The sequence below is a fragment of the Shimia sp. NS0008-38b genome, from assembly GCF_040370365.1.
Lineage (GTDB): Bacteria > Pseudomonadota > Alphaproteobacteria > Rhodobacterales > Rhodobacteraceae > Shimia.
Genome location: NZ_BAABWQ010000002.1, coordinates 783,944 through 802,545 on the forward strand (window position 1 = coordinate 783,944; position 18,602 = coordinate 802,545).

Annotated in this window: 18 protein-coding genes; 10 read left to right on the forward strand and 8 right to left on the reverse strand. The window is 56.9% G+C overall.

Annotation, left to right across the window (positions count from 1 at the left end; all coding sequences use genetic code 11):
• The first annotated feature begins 198 nt into the window (after positions 1-198).
• Entirely contained in the window at positions 199-1,122 is a 924-nt protein-coding gene (locus ABWV47_RS09900; protein WP_353311248.1) for a DMT family transporter, read from the forward strand.
• Here the strand turns inward: ABWV47_RS09900 and ABWV47_RS09905 are convergent, their stop codons facing one another.
• The 3 genes from ABWV47_RS09905 to ABWV47_RS09915 form a co-directional block, all read right to left on the reverse strand.
• Entirely contained in the window at positions 1,123-1,794 is a 672-nt protein-coding gene (locus ABWV47_RS09905) for an HD domain-containing protein (RefSeq protein ID WP_353311250.1), read from the reverse strand.
• On the reverse strand, positions 1,794-2,900 hold the full coding sequence (gene aroC, locus ABWV47_RS09910; protein ID WP_353311252.1) for a chorismate synthase: 1,107 nt from the start codon (positions 2,898-2,900) through the stop codon (positions 1,794-1,796). Before aroC ends, ABWV47_RS09905 begins: the two co-directional genes overlap by 1 nt.
• Positions 2,901-3,049: 149 nt before the next feature.
• Positions 3,050-3,706: a potassium channel family protein gene (locus ABWV47_RS09915; RefSeq protein ID WP_353311254.1), complete on the reverse strand. Its 657-nt coding sequence runs from the start codon at positions 3,704-3,706 to the stop codon at positions 3,050-3,052.
• Between the two features lie 125 nt (positions 3,707-3,831).
• Here ABWV47_RS09915 and ABWV47_RS09920 point away from each other — a divergent pair, with 125 nt between their 5' ends.
• From ABWV47_RS09920 to msrA, 8 genes are all read left to right on the forward strand, one after another.
• A complete protein-coding gene (locus tag ABWV47_RS09920; RefSeq protein ID WP_353311256.1) occupies positions 3,832-4,914 on the forward strand; it encodes an AI-2E family transporter in 1,083 nt (360 codons plus the stop codon).
• Positions 4,911-5,975: an HlyD family secretion protein gene (locus ABWV47_RS09925; protein ID WP_353311258.1), complete on the forward strand. Its 1,065-nt coding sequence runs from the start codon at positions 4,911-4,913 to the stop codon at positions 5,973-5,975. Before ABWV47_RS09920 ends, ABWV47_RS09925 begins: the two co-directional genes overlap by 4 nt.
• Positions 5,965-7,050: a DUF2955 domain-containing protein gene (locus ABWV47_RS09930; protein ID WP_353311260.1), complete on the forward strand. Its 1,086-nt coding sequence runs from the start codon at positions 5,965-5,967 to the stop codon at positions 7,048-7,050. Before ABWV47_RS09925 ends, ABWV47_RS09930 begins: the two co-directional genes overlap by 11 nt.
• Positions 7,051-7,121: 71 nt before the next feature.
• Complete coding sequence (locus ABWV47_RS09935; RefSeq protein WP_353311262.1) at positions 7,122-7,994, forward strand: DMT family transporter; 873 nt, start codon at positions 7,122-7,124, stop codon at positions 7,992-7,994.
• Positions 7,995-8,053: 59 nt separating this feature from the next.
• The gene (locus ABWV47_RS09940) at positions 8,054-8,767 is read left to right on the forward strand and encodes a cytochrome c biogenesis CcdA family protein (protein WP_353311264.1); all 714 of its coding nucleotides are present in this window, start codon (positions 8,054-8,056) and stop codon (positions 8,765-8,767) included.
• A 17-nt stretch (positions 8,768-8,784) separates the two neighbouring features.
• On the forward strand, positions 8,785-9,192 hold the full coding sequence (locus tag ABWV47_RS09945; protein WP_353311266.1) for a thioredoxin family protein: 408 nt from the start codon (positions 8,785-8,787) through the stop codon (positions 9,190-9,192).
• Positions 9,193-9,352: 160 nt separating this feature from the next.
• Positions 9,353-9,805, forward strand: a complete 453-nt coding sequence (msrB, locus tag ABWV47_RS09950) for a peptide-methionine (R)-S-oxide reductase MsrB (protein ID WP_353311268.1) — start codon at positions 9,353-9,355, stop codon at positions 9,803-9,805.
• Entirely contained in the window at positions 9,802-10,302 is a 501-nt protein-coding gene (gene msrA / locus ABWV47_RS09955) for a peptide-methionine (S)-S-oxide reductase MsrA (RefSeq protein ID WP_353311270.1), read from the forward strand. Before msrB ends, msrA begins: the two co-directional genes overlap by 4 nt.
• Before the next feature lie 31 nt (positions 10,303-10,333).
• Here msrA and queG read toward each other — a convergent pair whose 3' ends face one another.
• The 3 genes from queG to mtgA are packed head-to-tail and all read right to left on the reverse strand — an operon-like array spanning position 10,334 to position 12,913.
• The gene (queG, locus tag ABWV47_RS09960; protein WP_353311272.1) at positions 10,334-11,377 is read right to left on the reverse strand and encodes a tRNA epoxyqueuosine(34) reductase QueG; all 1,044 of its coding nucleotides are present in this window, start codon (positions 11,375-11,377) and stop codon (positions 10,334-10,336) included.
• 59 nt (positions 11,378-11,436) lie between these two features.
• On the reverse strand, positions 11,437-12,102 hold the full coding sequence (fzlA, locus tag ABWV47_RS09965) for an FtsZ-binding protein FzlA (RefSeq protein WP_353311274.1): 666 nt from the start codon (positions 12,100-12,102) through the stop codon (positions 11,437-11,439).
• 58 nt (positions 12,103-12,160) lie between these two features.
• Entirely contained in the window at positions 12,161-12,913 is a 753-nt protein-coding gene (gene mtgA, locus ABWV47_RS09970; RefSeq protein ID WP_353311276.1) for a monofunctional biosynthetic peptidoglycan transglycosylase, read from the reverse strand.
• A gap of 155 nt (positions 12,914-13,068) precedes the next feature.
• Here mtgA and ABWV47_RS09975 point away from each other — a divergent pair, with 155 nt between their 5' ends.
• The gene (locus ABWV47_RS09975; protein WP_353311278.1) at positions 13,069-13,491 is read left to right on the forward strand and encodes a DUF4345 domain-containing protein; all 423 of its coding nucleotides are present in this window, start codon (positions 13,069-13,071) and stop codon (positions 13,489-13,491) included.
• A 29-nt stretch (positions 13,492-13,520) separates the two neighbouring features.
• On the opposite strand, the gene ABWV47_RS09980 is transcribed toward ABWV47_RS09975, so the two are convergent.
• Entirely contained in the window at positions 13,521-13,892 is a 372-nt protein-coding gene (locus ABWV47_RS09980) for a DUF4189 domain-containing protein (protein ID WP_353311280.1), read from the reverse strand.
• 117 nt (positions 13,893-14,009) lie between these two features.
• Positions 14,010-18,548 (reverse strand): glutamate synthase large subunit, encoded by a 4,539-nt coding sequence (gene gltB / locus ABWV47_RS09985; protein WP_353311282.1) that lies wholly within the window; start codon positions 18,546-18,548, stop codon positions 14,010-14,012.
• Positions 18,549-18,602 lie beyond the last annotated feature (54 nt).

Genomic DNA, 18,602 nt, shown 5'->3' on the forward strand with positions numbered 1-18,602 from the left:
TTGCGAAAATCGGGTGAAGGATGTCCTGCCTCCTGTCCCAGACGGATTTGGATTTCCACGACCTACCTGCCGGTCGGCGGCGGTGTCTAACTCACCTCAGGATCAAACCAGACCGCGAAAGATCCACCTGGCCCGCCTTGTCAAAGCCACCTCTCTGCGCCACAGTCCGACACACGTTCCCATTTTTGGACACACCCCATGCACCCCCTCAAAGGTATCGCCTACAAGATCACCGCCATTGCGCTGTTTTCTGTGATGGCCGCGTTGATCAAAGCCACTTCTGATACTGTGCCAGCCGGTCAGGCGGTGTTCTTTCGATCCTTCTTTGCACTCTTTGTGATTTTCGCATGGCTGGTGCAGCGTGGGGAATTGCCCCAAGGCCTGCGGGTTCAAAACGCGATGGGACATGTGTGGCGCGGTGTCATCGGCACCACGTCCATGGCGATGAACTTTGCTGCACTTGGTCTGCTGCCTCTCCCTGAGGTCACCGCGATCGGCTTCGCGGCACCGCTTCTAACGGTGATGTTTGCCGCGATGTTTCTGGGAGAAGAAGTCAGAGCGTTCCGTCTCACGGCGGTTGCAATTGGTCTGGTTGGGGTGACTGTTGTGCTATGGCCACGCCTGACGCTCTTTGACGCGGATCAGGCCTCAGCCTTGGCCACGCTGGGTGTCATGTTGGTACTCGGCTCTGCTGTGTTTCGCGCATTGGCCCAAATTCACATCCGCAAGCTGGTGCAAACAGATCAGACCTCTGCAATTGTGTTCTACTTTTCGCTCACAGCATCCGGCTTGTCTCTGTTGACCTTGCCGTTTGGCTGGGTGGTGCCAACATGGGAACAGACGGTATTGCTGATTGCCTCAGGCCTGATTGGCGGTGTCGCGCAGATTTTGCTGACATCCTGTTACCGGTTTGCGCCTGCCTCTGTGGTGGCCCCGTTTGACTATGTCGCCATCCTCTTTGCCATCTTAATCGGCTATGTCTGGTTCTCTGAGGTGCCAACGTCTCAAATGTTGATTGGGGCGTCGATTGTGATTTCAGCGGGCATCTTGATCATCTGGCGCGAGCGTCAGCTGGGCCTTCAGCGTGGCAAAGCACGCCCAGGCATCACCCCACAGGGGTGATCAGGCCCAATCGTCCGGAAGCGCGCGGCCGAGCTCTTGGGCCAACCGCCGCGCAAACAGCCGCATATCAGCCACACGGGCATGCGCCATCGCGCAGCCTGCCTCGGTGAGCATATCCTCTGGCAGGCGAAACAGTTTCAGTGGCCAATGGTCCAGTGCAAAAGCCCCATCATCCAGATCTCTCTGCTCCGCAAAGGGATCAGCTTCATCGTAAATTGCCCGACCCAGCGCCCCGCTCACAGCAAAGGTTCGCGCAATGCCAATCGCCCCCAAAGCATCCAGACGATCTGCGTCACGCAAGATGCGCGCCTCTTGAGATTTGGGAACCAGACCCGCAGAAAAACTATGGGCGGCAATCGCGTGTTGCGCCGCCGCCACCTGATGGTTGTCAAACCCGTTTTCACGCAGGATGGGTGCCGCTGCGGCAGCAGCCAATGTACTGGCACGACTGCGGTTTGGGTGATCTTTGGGCACATTCACCAGATCATGCAGATAGGCGGACCCCAAAAGCACTTTGAGATCTGCGCCCCCTTCTATCTGGGCCAATTGCTGAACAGAGGTCCAAACCCGGTCCAGATGCCTCAGGTCATGAGCGCTGTCCTGCGCCATGCGATCAGCTGCCACTTGCCGCAGCGCCGCCCGCAATGCGTTCAGCTCGTCGCCATCCTGCATCAACCGATCGTACCTTGATTTTTACCCACTTGCCCACGATGCAGCAGCAAATGATCCAAGATCACACAGGCCATCATCGCTTCGCCCACAGGCACCGCACGAATGCCCACACAGGGATCATGACGTCCCTTGGTGATCACCTCAGTTGGGCTGCCGTCAATGCGGATCGACTTGCGCGGGGTGAGGATCGAGCTGGTGGGTTTCACCGCAAAGCGCACCACAACATCCTGCCCGGTCGAAATGCCGCCGAGAATACCACCGGAATGATTGGACGAGAACACTGGCTGGCCGTCATTGCCCATGAAAATCTCATCAGCATTCTCTGAACCTTTGAGCCCTGCTGCGGCCATGCCTTCACCGATCTCAACACCTTTCACAGCGTTGATGGACATCATCGCGGCGGCCAGATCGGTGTCCAACTTGCTATAGACCGGCGCGCCAATCCCAGCGGGCACATTGCGTGCCACCACTTCGACCACGCCACCCACGCTGTCATGTTCTTTGCGCAAGGCCTGCAGGTAGTTTTCCCACTCTTGCGCCACTTCGGAACGTTGGGGAATCCAAAAATCGTTGCGGTCAATCGCATCCCATTGGAACTGTTCGCGATCAATCTCCATCGCACCCATTTTGGTCATGTAGCCTTTGACCTCAAGATCGGGCACCAGGGCTTTGATTGCCTCACGCGCAATCCCGCCAGCCGCCACACGAGCGGCCGTTTCACGCGCTGAACTGCGCCCGCCACCACGGTAGTCGCGATTGCCGTACTTCAGGTGATATGTGATATCCGCGTGCCCGGGACGAAACGTCTGACTGATCTCACCATAGTCTCGGCTGCGTTGATCGGTGTTCTCGATCATCAGTTGGATCGACGTCCCTGTCGTTTTCCCCTCAAACACACCCGACAGGATCTTAACCGCATCCGGCTCATTGCGCTGGGTGGTGTTTTTGTTCTGGCCAGGACGACGTTTGTCCAACCAGTGCTGCAGCATCGCCTCTGTCACTGGCACACCGGGAGGGCAACCATCTACCGTAGCGCCCAACGCAGGCCCGTGGCTTTCGCCCCAAGTGGTGACGCGGAAAAGGTGTCCAAAACTGTTCATCGACATGGGGGCGGCTCCTCGTTTGAGGCACCTTTATCCGGATTGATCGCCATGTGGAAGTCAGTGTCCGGCAAAACCCTGTGGTCTGTCGCCGCGACACCATGCCCACAAGCACAAAATCCACCTCTGGCCGCACTGAAAGTACCGCAGCACGCCTATTTCAAACGTCCCACAATACGCCCAATGAAAATCGCGACGAACATCGTGCCAACAATCGCCTGCATCCCGGTCAAAATCCGTGGCAGGCTCGCTGCTGGCGTCATTTCTCCATACCCCACAGTGGTCATTGTGATCATCGAGAAATACACAAAGGGCGCTCGTTGCTGACCCACGTCATCCGGCAGATTAAACGCGCCGGGATTGGCCACCTCAATGCGCCAATAAATCAGCCCCCAGATCATCGCGATCAACAGATAGCCAAAAATCCCGCTGGACAGCCGCTCATATTCCGAATGCACCGGTCCAATCAATTGGCGAAAGCTGATCAACATGGAGCCGAACAGCAACACCGCAGCCACCACTGCCAGACTGCCATCCACCTTTGCTCCCCAGATTTCACTGACCAAGATCATCACAAACCAAGCGAACACCGGCACCGCCATCACAACCCGCCAGGCCGTCTTGCGCTCAGTGGCGCCTACCACACCCAGAAACAGAAAACTTAGACCCCAAAGCGCAATGGTGTCCGCCCACTGGAACCGATCATCAAACCCATCCAACAAGATCAATGTCGACAGCACCGCCAACAAGATCGACCAACGATGTGTCTGAAAAAAACCATAGGGTGCGTCAATCTCTTTGGTTCCGCTCAATTTTTTATCCTCAAATGCAACTGGTTCGTGCAAAGGTATATCCATATCTTCCGCGCACGCCATAATTCTTGGCATAAGCCTACGCGGTTTTTTATCGACAAGGGAAGTTGTTTCAAATGAACGGAATGGACGAAAGACGCTTGATTGACCTCGGCGTGAGGTTGCTGTTTCTCGGGGTATTCGCCTTTGCGGCGTTCAATATCATCTTGCCTTTGGCCGGGATCGTCGTCTGGGCGATCATTCTTGCCGTGGCGATTTACCCTCTGTTTGACTGGTTACAGGTCAAACTGGGGGGACGGCGCGGTCTGTCGGCCACATTAATCACCCTGCTGGGTCTCGCACTCACCATCGGTCCACTATGGGCGTCTATTGGCGGTCTGGCCGAACATGTTTCCAGCCTGGCTGACAAAGTTCAAAGCGGCACCCTCAACCTGCCACAGCCTCCCGAACGCCTAAACGATGTTCCTGTTGCAGGCCCAAAAATAATCGAAGCCTGGACGCTGTTCAATTCCAACCTGACTGTTGCGCTTGAACGGTATGGATCCGTCATTTTGGAATTTGCGGGCGTCATCGGCGGCGCGGTGGCCGGTATTGGCTTCCAACTTCTGGCCCTCGCACTCTCGGTGATCGTCATGGGGATGATGTTGTCTCCCGGCCCAAAGCTTGGCGAGATGGCGGAGACCTTTGGCAATCGCGTTTTTGCTCCCAAAGGCGGTGATTTTATCAAAATGGCCACTGCCACCATTCGAAACGTGTCGCGTGGCGTGCTGGGTGTCGCGGCCCTGCAAGCGGGTCTGATGGGCATCGTTATGGTGCTCTTTGGCATCAAAGCTGCCGGACCATTGGCGGTGGTGATCCTGATTTTGGGCATCATACAAGTGGGCCCAATGCTGGTTGTCATCCCCCTGCTCATATGGGCATGGGGCTCCATGGCATTTGGTGCCGCGCTGTTGCTGACTGCGTTGATGATGCCACTTGCGTTGATGGACAACATATTGCGTCCAATTTTCATCGCCAAAGGTCTAACCACACCGATCCTTGTCATTCTGGTGGGTGTCATTGGTGGGGTTCTGTCCTCTGGCCTGATTGGCATCTTTATTGGTCCGGTTATTCTGTCAGTGTTCTACGATCTGGTGGTGGCGTGGATGGACGCTGATATCGCCAAAGAGATCGAGGCTGAGGCAGACCAAGAAAGTGTAGCTGAATGAAACGCACTTTCTGGACCACTATTGCCCTCTTGTTCGTCCTCGTGTCGTGGTACGTCGCCGCCGACCGCGTGACCCCATTCACGTCCAATGCGCGCGTCAAAGCCATTCTCACGCCGATCACACCTCAAGTGTCTGGGACCGTGATCGACATCAGCGCGGGCAATGGCGAAATTGTCGAAGCGGGCACCGTTCTGGCCCGCATCGACCCGCGCCAGTTTGAAATCCAAAAACAGAGCGCCGAGGCTGAACTGGCCCGTGCGACGCAAGATGTCGGCGCAGATTCTGCAGATGTCAGCAGCGCGCAAACCAGAGTCACCCGTGCGCAAACCGATTTGGAAACCGAGCGTCTGCAATCCGCACGCGTGTTTGAATTGGAAGAAAAAGGCCTCATCGCTGTGGCCAAAGCGGATGAATCCCGTCGACGTCTTGCAGATGCTGAATCAGAGCTTGAACAAGCCCAAGCCGATTTGGAAAGCGAACAGAAAGCCCTTGGCAGCACGGGAGAAGACAACCCGCGCATTCAAGCAGCCTTGGCCAAATTGGCAGATGCAGAACTGAAGCTGACATGGACAAGTCTAGAGGCCCCCGCCCGTGGCGTGCTCTCAGATTTGGACATTGCGGAGGGCAACTATGCAAAGGCAGGCCAAAACCTGATGACCTTTGTGGATGCCTCCAACGTATGGGTCGAGGCCTATATGACTGAAAACAATCTGGGCAATATCAAACGCGGCGACCCGGTGGATATTGTTCTGGATATGCATCCGGGCAAAGTTTGGCGCGGCGAAGTGGCCAGTCTCAGTGTGGCCAGCTCTGATGGCACCAACACAAAAGCTGGCGAACCCACAGCGATCCCACGTGCCGCAGGCTGGCTGCGTGATCCACAACGGTTTGCGTTGCGCATCATCTTGCCGGGCTATACCGAAGGTGACGAAACCGACGATATCCGTTTCAACGTAAACGGACAGGCTGATGTCATTGTCTACACCCGCGAACGCGGGTTTTTGAACGTGGTCGGCGGCCTCTACATCAAGATCGTCGCGCTGTTCTCCTATGCCTACTGAGGCAGAAATGGCGGCTGCACTGGCCGCCAACAGACGTGGCCTGCGCCTCGCCACCGGGGTGAGCGTACATTTTGCGCTCGCCATCCTGATCGGCTGGCAACTTGCTACGATTTGCACAGTGTTTGTGGTGCTTTTCCTGCAGGCCCCCGGGCCAATGCCGCCAAAGGCCATCCGAATGCTGTTCATGCAAGCCGTGGTGTTCCTCTGTACCAGCTGGGCCATCTCGATCTCGCTTGCAAACTATCCTGTGGCCTTTCTTCTGGCCTTGGCGCTGGCAGTGGGCATGAGCTTTTATTGGTCCACCAAAGGCGCTGGCATGCTCTCGGTTGTGCTGGCGCTTATGGCATCTTTGATGCTGCCAACGCTTGTTCTGACATCTCAGAAACTTGCACTCATTCTGGTGATTTGGCTGCCCATCAATCTTGTGCTGGCGTGGCTCTGGACCGTTCTCATGTTCCGGCTCTTTCCGCCCACGCCCATGGGCGCAGCCGCAGCCGCAAAACCCACCCCACCGCATCATGACCCCACACGGCTTGTTCTGCGCATGTCGTTGGTGACCATCCCATTTGCGATCTACTTCTACCTCGTTGGCAGCGGTGCCCTGGTCACGCTGTTGTTTGTCGCGATCCTATCACAGCAGCTCTCCGCAGCAACCGCCGCCGGACCAACCGTTGCCAAAACCATGCTCAGGGCCAACTTCGTAGGCGGTATCGTCGCACTTGTTTGCTATGAGCTCACCGTCATTGCCCCCTTGATGCTGACGGCAGTGCTTGCGTTTGCCACCGCTGCGATCATTTTGGCCCGATGGCTGACCTCAAACCGCCCAGACGCAGCCCAGGCGGGCACGGCGCTCACCACAACCGTGATCCTTTTCGGCGGCTCAATTGCGCCATTCGGCCAAGACGCTGACGTAGAAATGATCGACCGTTTGGTGCAGATCGGCAACGCACTGATATTTGTTCTGATTGCATACGTGGTGGTCGACGCCTTTTTCCCCCTCTCGCCAGACCCCAAATCCAAGCGCCGGCGCCGACTGTTCCGAAAGTCCCTACCCAAAGCCGAAATGGCGCAATAACCCGGGTTGCGGCCCATCTGTTTCTACGTTTACATCCGCGGGTTCTTCTTCCACGACATCAAAGGCCCCTCATGGATATTCGCGCAATTGGCATGGGGCTGCTGTTTGCCCTGATCTGGTCCTCGGCCTTCACTTCTGCCCGTATCATTGTTGCAGACGCTCCGCCGCTGGCGATCTCTGCGCTGCGCTTTCTTCTGGCGGGCCTTATCGGTGTCGCCATCGCGCGCATGCTTGGACAAAGTTGGCACCTCACCCGCACACAATGGCGCGCCGTACTCATTTTCGGCCTCTGCCAAAATGCACTTTACCTTGGCTTAAACTTCATGGCGATGACCACCATCGAGGCCTCGCTGGCCTCGATCATCGCCTCCACCATGCCGTTGATTGTTGCGCTTTTGGGGTGGGTCGCGTTGGGGGAAAAGCTCTCTAGACTCGCCGCACTGGGACTGGTGGTTGGCTTTGGTGGTGTGGTGCTGATCATGGCAGGGCGTCTGGGCGAAGGCGTCGACCTGTTTGGCTTGATTCTTTGCATCATTGCCGCCTCCGCCCTCGCCATCGCCACCCTCACCGTGCGAAATGCCTCCTCTGGTGGCAACGTGCTGATGATCGTAGGGTTGCAGATGTTTGTCGGCTCAGCCGTGCTGTTTGTGGCCTCTTTTCTGCTTGAGACATGGGTGTTCAACTGGAACCCCATCATGCTCTCAGCCTTCGCATATACCATTCTGATCCCCGGCCTGTTTGCCACATGGATCTGGTTCTCTCTGGTGGGCCGTATTGGCGCTGTCAAAGCTGCCACGTTCCACTTTTTGAACCCGTTCTTTGGTGTCGCCATCGCCGCTTTGATCCTCGGGGAAGCCCTGCGTTTGACCGATATCATTGGCGTTGCTGTGATCTGTGCAGGCATCCTCGCGGTTCAGCTTTCGAAACAATCCAACACAGCCTAGTGATCCGCTGTCACTGCAGTGTGAAATGACAGGCTGCCCCTGATTTGGCACAAAGGGGCATGGAATTTATCTTTGCATATGGCGCGGGCCTGCTGACCCTGATCAACCCCTGCGTTGTCCCGGTGTTGCCAATCGTATTGGCCACAGCGCTGCAGGCCTCCAAACATGGTCCGGCCGTTCTGGCGCTTGGCATGAGCATCAGCTTTGTCATTTTGGGTATGGCAGTGACCACCTTTGGCTATGCCATTGGCCTCACACCGGAATCTCTGTCTCAAGCGGGGGCGGTGCTGATGATCGCCTTTGGCGCAATCCTGTTGGTCCCGCGCTTTTCGATGGCCTTCTCCACAGCCACCGCGGGTGTCGCGGCCAGAGCAGACACCGGGCTTGACGCGGTGGACCGCTCCACTTTGCAAGGCCAGTTCCTTGGCGGGTTGCTGCTTGGCGCCGTCTGGTCCCCCTGCATTGGCCCAACCCTTGGCGGAGCCATATCTCTGGCCAGCCAAGGCGAAAACCTCACTTTCGCCGCGCTGATCATGGTGGCCTTTGCCGCTGGTGTATCAACGCTGATCCTTGGCCTTGGCTACGGTGCCCGCTCAGCCATCGGCCGCCACCAAGCCACCATGCGCACCATCGCCGCAAAATCGCGCCCCATCATGGGCGTGGTGTTCCTCGCCACTGGCCTCGCGCTCTTCTTCAACCTGCACCACATCATCGAAGCCTGGCTGGTCACAGCCTTACCCGCTTGGCTCGTCGATTTGTCTGTATCTTTGTGACTCAAAGGAGCTCCCACATGCACCGCCGAACATTCCTGACTGCCGCAGCTGCAACGCTTATCGCGCCAATTGCCGCACGCGCCGCCACCGACTACACCCCGGGCCTTGTGAAAAAACACCTCGCCGCAGGTGACACGATCTTCCTTGATTTCAAAGCAGATTGGTGTGGCACCTGCGCCGCACAAGAACGCGTCATCGACGCCTTGAGACAAGAAAACCCTGCCTACAACGACGCCATCACATTCATCAATGTGGATTGGGACAAGCACCGCCAATCTGAATTGGCCCGGAACCTCAAGATCCCACGACGTTCCACACTTGTGGTGCTCAAAGGCAACGAAGAGCTTGGCCGCATCGTGGCAGGCACATCCAAATCTACAATCAAGGGGCTGATGGACACGGCGCTGACCGCAGCCACATCGTAATCACCTCAATCTTCTGATCACACCAAGATGAGACTGAATTTTACACGCCAGCGCTGCATTGCACACGCTGGCGTGATCTGCCCTTTGCAAACCCGCGTAAGCTCCCATATTCCTTTTAAGAAACCACCCGCCCCAACCGGGCGAAGGCAAGGAGACGCGCATGACCACCTACAAACGAGACCCAGACGTGATCGCCACGCTGACCGACGAACAGTTTTGGGTCACACAGGAAAGCGGCACCGAACGCCCCGGCTCCGGTAAACTGCTCTATAACAAAGAGGTTGGCATCTATGTCGATGTTGTCTCCGGCGAGCCGTTGTTTGCCAGCTCTGACAAATATGAATCTGGCTGTGGCTGGCCCAGCTTCACCAAACCTATTGAAAACACACATGTCACTGAACTGAGTGACACCACGCTTGGCATGATCCGAACCGAGGTGCGCTCAAAGCATGGCGACAGTCACTTGGGCCATGTCTTTCCTGATGGTCCACAAGACCGCGGGGGGCTGCGCTATTGCATCAACTCCGCTTCGTTGCGGTTTGTGCCGCGCGCCGATATGGAATCTGAGGGCTATGGCGCCTATCTCGATCAAGTAGAGGAAATCGACCAATGAGCGAACGTGCGGTGCTGGCAGGCGGCTGTTTTTGGGGCATGGAAGATCTGATCCGCAAAATGGACGGCGTTTTGGCCACACGCGTGGGCTACACCGGCGGCGACGTCCCCAACGCAACCTATGAAAACCACGGCACCCATGCCGAGGCCATCGAGATCACCTTTGATCCGGCGAAAACCTCCTATCGCACGCTGTTGGAGTTCTTTTTTCAGATCCACGATCCCACCACACCCAATCGTCAAGGCAACGATCGGGGCACCTCCTATCGCTCTGCCATCTACTACACAGATGCGGAGCAGAAGGCGGTGGCGGAAGACACCATCAGAGATGTGGACGCCTCTGGTCTGTGGCCCGGCAAAGTGGTCACCGAACTTGATCCAGTAAGTGATTTCTGGTTGGCAGAAGGCTATCACCAAGACTACTTGGAAAAGAACCCCAACGGCTACACCTGCCATTTTGTGCGCCCAGATTGGGTCTTGCCCAAACGCAACGGTTAAGCAATTCCCTGCGAGATGGATGCTGCGCCAGTCATCTCGCAGACAACTTCTGCACCGCCCAGCGCGCTGCATCCGCCACCGTAGAGTCTGCATCCTCACACAGCCCTTGCGCCACGGGCATCAAACCCGCGTCCCGCGAATTTCCAATCGCATAAAGCACATTGCGCACAAAGCGATGGCGCCCAATCCGCTTGATTGGCGAACCTGAGAAAAACGTGCGGAATGCCGCATCATCCAAAACCGCAAGCTCTGCCAGTTTTGGCGCCAACAAGTCGTCGCGCGCGTGGTATTTTATCTCCTGCGCTTCTTGCGCAAACTTGTTCCAGGGACAGGCCGCCAAACAATCGTCACAGCCATAAATCCGGTTGCCCATAAGCGCGCGCAGGTCTTCATCCACCGGCCCATGATGCTCAATCGTCAAATAGGAAATGCACCGCCGCGCGTCGATCTGATTGGGTGCCGGAAACGCGTTGGTCGGACAGGCATCCAGACAGGCACGACAAGATCCACAGTGATCCACCTCCGCCGCGTCCACCGTCAGCTCAGCGGTGGTAAACACCGACCCAATAAAGAACCATGATCCTAAGTCACGGCTCACAAGATTGGTGTGTTTGCCCTGCCACCCCAGCCCCGCTGCCTGGCCCAACGGTTTCTCTGGCACCGGTGCTGTGTCCACAAACACCTTCACCTCGGTCTCAGGCCCGGCCTGTGCAATCAACCAACGTGCCAACCGCTTGAGCCGCTTTTTCACCGTGTCGTGGTAATCACGATTCTGCGCATAAACAGAAATCGCCCCACAATCGGGCTGACCATGTACATACGTCGGATCATGGTCCGGCGTATAACTCTCCGCCAACACAATCACAGACCGCGCTTGCGGCCACAGAACAGAGGGGTCAGAGCGCCAATGACTGCGCTCCGCCAACCAGCCCATCTGCCCGTTGTAGCCCTTGTCCAAAAACCCGGCCAACCCCGCCGCAACATGGCTCACCGCATCTGGCCTGCACACCCGCGCCAAATCAAATCCCATGGCCGCAGCTTCGGTTTTCATGCGCTCGGTCAAAGTCTCAGACATAGGGCTGCTCTGCTTGTTCAGGCCGACAGGGCAAACAGCCCCTGTGCCTGCTCAAAGATCTAAAAATCCAGATCAGCATAATGCGCAGGGGGCGGAAACCCGGGAACCTGATCAGCCAGTATCGCGCGAAACGCCGGGCGCGATTTGATGGTCGCATACCAGTCTTTCACCACCGCTGAGCGGTTCCAATCCACATCCGATATATAGTCCAGCGCACTCAAATGCGCGGCGGCCGCAAAATCCGCCAAACTCATCACATCACCTGCCAACCACCGCCGGTGATCCAACAGCCAATGCATATAGTCCAAATGGTATTTCACCGCCTTTGCGCCGGCCTTTACGTTGCGGCTGTCCGGATACCCTGTGCCCATCAGTTTGCGATTGACCCGCTCATACAACAGCTTGGTGGTCACCTCTTGATGAAACTTGTCATCAAACCACGCCACCAATCGGCGCACCTCATACCGGCCATCCACATCGCGCGGCATCAAGGCGGGCTCCGGGTGCTTCTCTTCCAGATATTCGCAGATGGCATTGCTGTCCGCCATCATCTTGCCGTCCATCTTCAGCACCGGCACTTTGGCTGCAGGGTTACGCCGCAGAAAATCCGGATCTTGCTCCCAATAGCGCTCCTCCACGAGTTCAACCTCGATCCGCTTTTCAGCCAGCACAAGACGTACCTTGCGACAGAAGGGAGACAGGGGAACATGGAACAGACGGTTCATCAGACAGGTCACAATTTTGTTGGGCTTTGACCCTCAATGCCTTGCTGTCGGGCTTTTTTCAATCCGCAAAACACGCTGCACGCGCTTCTCCGCGTATGGTCTCTGCCCCATCCAGGATCGACGCTGCCCGCTGGCGCAACCTGGCTGTGGGTTTGCTGGCCGAACGATTTTTGGGGTTGGGCAACACCGCTGCCAGTCGCGCCGCCTGCACTGCGCTCAGATCTTCGGGCCCTACACCAAAGTAGTGACGCGCCGCCGCCTCGACCCCAAACACCCCTTCGTCAAACTCCGCTATATTTAAGTAGACCTCCAGAATACGGCGCTTAGACCAAGCCATTTCCACCAAAGGTGTCATCAATGTCTCCATCACTTTGCGCAGCCAACTGCGGCCTTGCCAAAAGTACACGTTTTTGACGGTCTGCTGGCTCAGCGTACTGGCACCACGCCCAGCGCCCTCTTCAATGGCCTCACGGATCGCGGCCATATCAAATCCCCAATGCAGACAGAAATTTGCGTCTTCGGCGGCCACCACGGAACGCACCATCACCGGCGCCACCTGCTCTATCGGCACCCACTGACGATCAATTGCACCAAGCCGACGCTTCTCTCCCACCATGGTCCATGTGATGGGCGGGTTGATGACCGTGTAAATCAGCACCGAGAAAATCACCAAAGACACCAACCATATCCCGGCACGGCGCAACCAATAGCGCATCCGCAGCCATTGGCGCTTGATCACACCCGTGGATGCGTCGCCCGCTTTACGCGTAGAGGCCTTTGCCCGCTTTTTCTTGGCTGCTGTCTTCGCCATAACCCTGCCGTGTTCGCTCGGCTACCGAAGTAGAGCCTCCCCCGTCACCACGCAAGCCCGACGCGCGCCCGACATCAATCACAACACCTTAAATACGCCACCAAAGCTGCTATCTCTTCAACCGACCAAGAATCACACTTTTTCTGGATGTTCACATGACCAAATCCGCACTCCCCCTTAGGCTGTCATTGGCCGTCATTGGCGCCATCATTGTTTTCTTGGGGCTGGATGTGGTCCTTGGAGGCATGCGCACCATGGGTTGGATGGGTCCGACAACATTTATTGACGTCGCGGACCCTTCTCGATTTGCGATACAGGACAATCACGTCCGCTTTCTTGGTGGCGTTTGGACCGGTCTTGGCCTGGTCTTCGTGGCCGCCTCCGTGGCATTCCACACCCTGCGCATCACGCTTTTGGTGCTCTGTGCCACGGTCGTACTGGGCGGCCTATCACGCCTGACCACACCCGAGTTTGCAACCCTCTTGAACATGTCCATCTTGCCTTCGCTCATCGCAGAGCTGGTGCTCTTCCCGCTTTTGGCTCTCTGGATATTCAAGGCCGGGCACGCAGCAACCTAAGTCCGTAAGCCGCGTGGTGTTCTCAGGCACTAAGGGGAACAGGACCAAACTTTGACTTCACAGCCATCGCCGTATTGGCTGCAATAGGCCAATGCAGAGTACTCAGCACTTTGACGCGTGCTGCCCTTACCAAAGCCCCAATTGCCCGCATGTGCTTTCGCAATCGCGCCGCACGTGTTGTAGAACGTGTGAACGTTGTCACAATCCCACTCACATTCCGTCTGCAGCGCGTGAGTTGCATTCTGCTCTGAATAGTGGCTGTGGGAATACCCCCATGCGCCATTTGGCCCAATGGCAACCGCCCCCCAACAATAGGCATAGCCACATTGACCCGCCAACACTGACTGCCCTGCAAAAATGGCAGCTGTCATGGTCGCGGCAAACACGCGTGTCATCTTCATCGTTATCTCCATTGCAAACCGTCCGCGCTCCGATCACGTTCTGCAAAACACACGAGACAAATAAAAATCCCCGACAGACAAAGCAGCCGGGGATTAAAATTCAGTATATATGGGGACTTATTCCGCCGGAACCGCCGCGCTGTCTAGCGTCAACGGTGCTGGAATATGCACCAGCATCTCTTTTGGGCAGACCTGCAGGAAGTTGCCTTTTTCCATGTCCCAGTGTTGCAGAATATCCGCGGCCTTGCGGCTGCCGGTCTCTGCCAGATGGCGTTCAATCAACCCTTTCAGCTGGTCTTCCCAATGCTGCACTGTCACCGGACATGTCACCAAGGTCTCCATGTTCATAACACTTTCGGCTTTGCCTTCTGGGTCATACAGATAGGCCATACCTCCGGTCATACCCGCGCCAAAGTTTGCACCAATATCACCAAGGATCACAGCCACGCCGCCGGTCATATACTCACAACCGCAGGCGCCACAGCCTTCGATGACAACCTTTGCACCAGAGTTTCGCACCGCAAAACGCTCGCCTGCACGACCTGCCGCAAACAAATGCCCATCGGTCGCACCGTAAAGCACGGTGTTGCCGATGATGGTGTTATCCGCCGCAGTCAACGGGCTCGCCATTGGTGGGCGCACCACAACCGTGCCACCAGACAGACCTTTGCCAACATAGTCGTTTGCATCACCAGAGACTTCGATTTTCAGACCCGGCGCCGCAAAGGCCCCAAGCGACTGACCAGCAGAACCGGTCAGCTTGACGGTCAGGTGATCGTCCTGAAGCGCATTGCGCATGCCGAAGTTGCGCACAATGTGGCTTGAGGTGCGCGTGCCCACGGTCCGGTGCGTGTTCTGCACCGCATAGCTAAGCTGCATCTTCTCGCCATCCTCAAGGAAGCGCGCCGCATCCCGTACAATCTCCGCATCCAGCGTGTCTGGCACGTAGTTACGGTCTTTGTCCCGGTTGTAGACGATGTCATGTGCGCCATCGACGGTGATCAACAGTGGATTGAGATCCAGATCATCCAAATGGGCGGAACCACGCGACACCTGCGCCAGCAGGTCAGCACGGCCAATCACCTCTTCCAAGGAACGCGCGCCGATAGAGGCGAGAATTTCACGCACTTCTTGCGCATAGAAGGTGATCAGGTTCACCACTTTGTCCGCAGAGCCGGTGTATTTTTTGCGCAGGTCTTCGTCCTGCGTACAGACACCCACGGGGCAGGTGTTGGATTGGCACTGACGCACCATGATACAACCCATCGCGATCAAGGCAGCGGTGCCGATGCCGTATTCCTCGGCACCCATCATCGCGGCCATCACAATGTCACGACCTGTGCGCAAACCACCATCGGTCCGCAGAGTGACCCGCTCACGAAGGTTGTTCATCGCCAGCACTTGATGCGCTTCGGTCAGACCCATCTCCCATGGCAGACCGCAGTATTTGATCGAGGTCGCAGGGGACGCGCCTGTGCCACCGTTGTGGCCAGAGATCAGGATGATGTCGGCTTTCGCCTTCGCCACACCAGCCGCAATTGTGCCAACGCCAGAAGAGGCCACCAGCTTCACCGTGACTTTACAGCGCGGGTTGATCTGCTTGAGATCGTAGATCAGCTGCGCCAAGTCTTCGATTGAATAGATGTCATGGTGCGGTGGTGGGGAAATCAGCGTCACACCTTTGGTGGAGTGGCGCAGACGTGCAATCAGGTCGGTGACCTTCATGCCCGGCAATTGACCGCCCTCACCGGGTTTCGCACCCTGCGCCACTTTGATTTCCAGCTCTTCACACTGGTTGAGGTATTCAGCGGTCACACCAAACCGGCCAGACGCCACCTGCTTGATCTTCGCAGAAGGGTTGTCGCCATTTGGCTCCGGCACAAAGTGTGCCGGATCTTCGCCACCCTCACCAGAGTCAGACTTCGCGCCAATGCGGTTCATGGCCACGTTCAGCGTCTTATGCGCCTCAGGGCTCAACGCCCCCAAGGACATACCCGGCGTGACAAAACGTTTGCGGATCGCTGTGATGCTTTCCACTTCCTCAATTGGAATGGCTTTGCCAATCGCCTTGATGTCCAGCAAATCGCGCAAATGGATTGGCGGGTTGGCCCGCATCTGCGCCGAATACTGCTTCCACATCTCATAAGACGCCCGATCACACGCCGCTTGCAGCATATGCATCGTTTGGGCGCCCCACGCGTGGGTCTCGCCAGATTTGCGGGCTTTGTAGAACCCACCAATCGGCAACACATCCGTGCCTGACAAGAACCCTTTGGCGTGCACATCCTCAACTTTGGTCTGAATGCCGCTCACACCGATGCCGGAAATCCGGCTGATCATGCCGGGGAAATATTCCGCACACATGGCGCGTGACAGCCCCACAGCTTCAAAGTTCAGACCACCGCGATAGGAAGAGATCACCGAAATCCCCATCTTCGCCATGATTTTCAGAAGGCCCTGATCAATCGCATCCCGGTACCGCGCCATGTTCTCAGTCAGCGTGCCATCGGCCAGCCCCCGCTCAATGCGATCTGCCAGCGTGTCTTCCGCCAAATACGGGTTCACCACGGTGGCGCCAGACCCAATCAAAACCGCAAAATAGTGCGGGTCGATACATTCTGCAGACCGCACGTTCAGGCTGCAGAAAGTCCGCAAGCCTTTGCGTGTCAAATGACTGTGCACGGCACTGGTCGCAAGGATCATGGGCATCGCCACACGCTCCGCACCCTGTGCCTCATCGCTCAGCACAATGTGGCCCGCACCAGACCGCACCGCATCCTCGGCCTCAGCCCGGATACGCTCCAGACCAGCCTGCAACGCTCCCGCTGAACCGTGCGCATGAAAGGTACAGTCAATCTTGACCACAGTGTCGTCAAACGCCTCAAGCAATCGCGCAAACTGCGCGTTCGCCACAAATGGGCTCTCCAACACGGCGATTTCCGTCTGACTGCCATCTTCGCCCAGCACGTTCTTCAGATTGCCAAACCGTGTCTTCAAGCTCATCACACGATATTCGCGCAGGCTGTCGATGGGGGGGTTGGTCACCTGAGAAAAGTTCTGACGGAAGAAATGGCTCAGAGGGCGATACATCTTAGACAAAACCGCAGACGGCGTGTCATCCCCCATAGAGGCCAGCGCTTCTTTGCCATCCTCTGCCATCGGCGCAAGGATCTGCTCAACCTCTTCCATCGAATAGCCCGCCGCGATCTGACGCGCGCGCAGCTCTTCACCCGCGTAGGTCGCGGTCTCTGTTACGCTTTCCAGCTCCCCCGCAAGATCGCGGATTTTGCCAACCCACTCGCCAAACGGACGCGCAGCGGCCAGTTTGTCTTTAATTTCGGTGTCATGATACAGCTTGCCATGCTTCATATCCACGGCCAGCAATTGCCCCGGACCCAGCGCGCCTTTTTCCACCACGGTGGCTTCATCAATCGGCACCATGCCCGCCTCAGACCCGGAAATCAGCAGGCCATCACCAGTCACAACATACCGCATTGGGCGCAGTCCGTTGCGGTCCAAACCCGCACAAACCCAGCGTCCATCGGTCATTGCCAACGCAGCAGGGCCATCCCATGGCTCCATCACAGAGTTGCAATAGGAATACATGTCACGCCATGCCTGTGGCAGTTCCACCGCCTGCTTGGACCAGCTCTCTGGCACCAGCATGGTTTTCGCCATTGGGGCAGAGCGTCCAGCGCGCACCAGAACCTCAAACACACCGTCCAGCGCAGCAGAGTCAGAAGCGCCGCCTGGCACGATCGGTTTGATGTCCTCGGCATAGTCGCCAAACGACGCTGACGCCATGCGGATCTCATGGCTCTTCATCCAGTTCAGGTTGCCTTTGAGCGTGTTGATCTCGCCGTTGTGCGCCAACATGCGGAACGGCTGGGCCAGCCACCACTCAGGGAACGTGTTGGTAGAATAGCGCTGGTGATACAGCGCAAAGGCACTTTCAAAGCGCTCGTCCAACAGGTCGGGATAAAACACCGCAACCTGTTCAGCCAACATCATACCTTTGTAGATGATCGACCGGCACGACAAAGATGCGATGTAGAGCCCGTTGATATTGGCCGCCAAGGCCGCCTTTTCGATCCGGCGACGGATCACATAAAGCTCACGCTCAAATGTGTCTTCATCCACCCCTTTGGAGTTGGAGATCAGAATTTGCTCAATCTCAGGACGCGTCGCGTTTGCTTTTTCGCCAAGACAGGTCACATCCACCGGCACATGGCGCCAGCCATAAATGCGATAGCCCATTTTCAGAACTTCGGTTTCCACAATTGTCCGACAGGATTCCTGCGCGCCAAAATCGGTGCGTGGCAGAAACACCTGACCAACCGCAATCAACTCATCTTTGTGAGGTTCATGTCCTGTGCGTTCGATCTGGTCATAAAAGAAGGGCACTGGAATTTGCACGTGGATGCCCGCGCCGTCACCGGTCTTGCCGTCCGCATCCACCGCACCGCGGTGCCAGATTGCCTTCAGCGCGGTGATGCCCGCTTCCACAACTTTGCGGCTTGGTTTGCCGTCGATAGACACCACAAGGCCCACGCCACATGAAGAGTGCTCTTCGCTCTCATCATACAGACCGTTTTCAGCCATCCACTTGCGCTTGGCTTCTTCGGCCCGCACCCAGTTTTGATCATACTTGGTCATGTCAGTCTCCACTTCTCGTCTCGTCATCAGCGCACCCTCTGGGCCGCCGGCTGT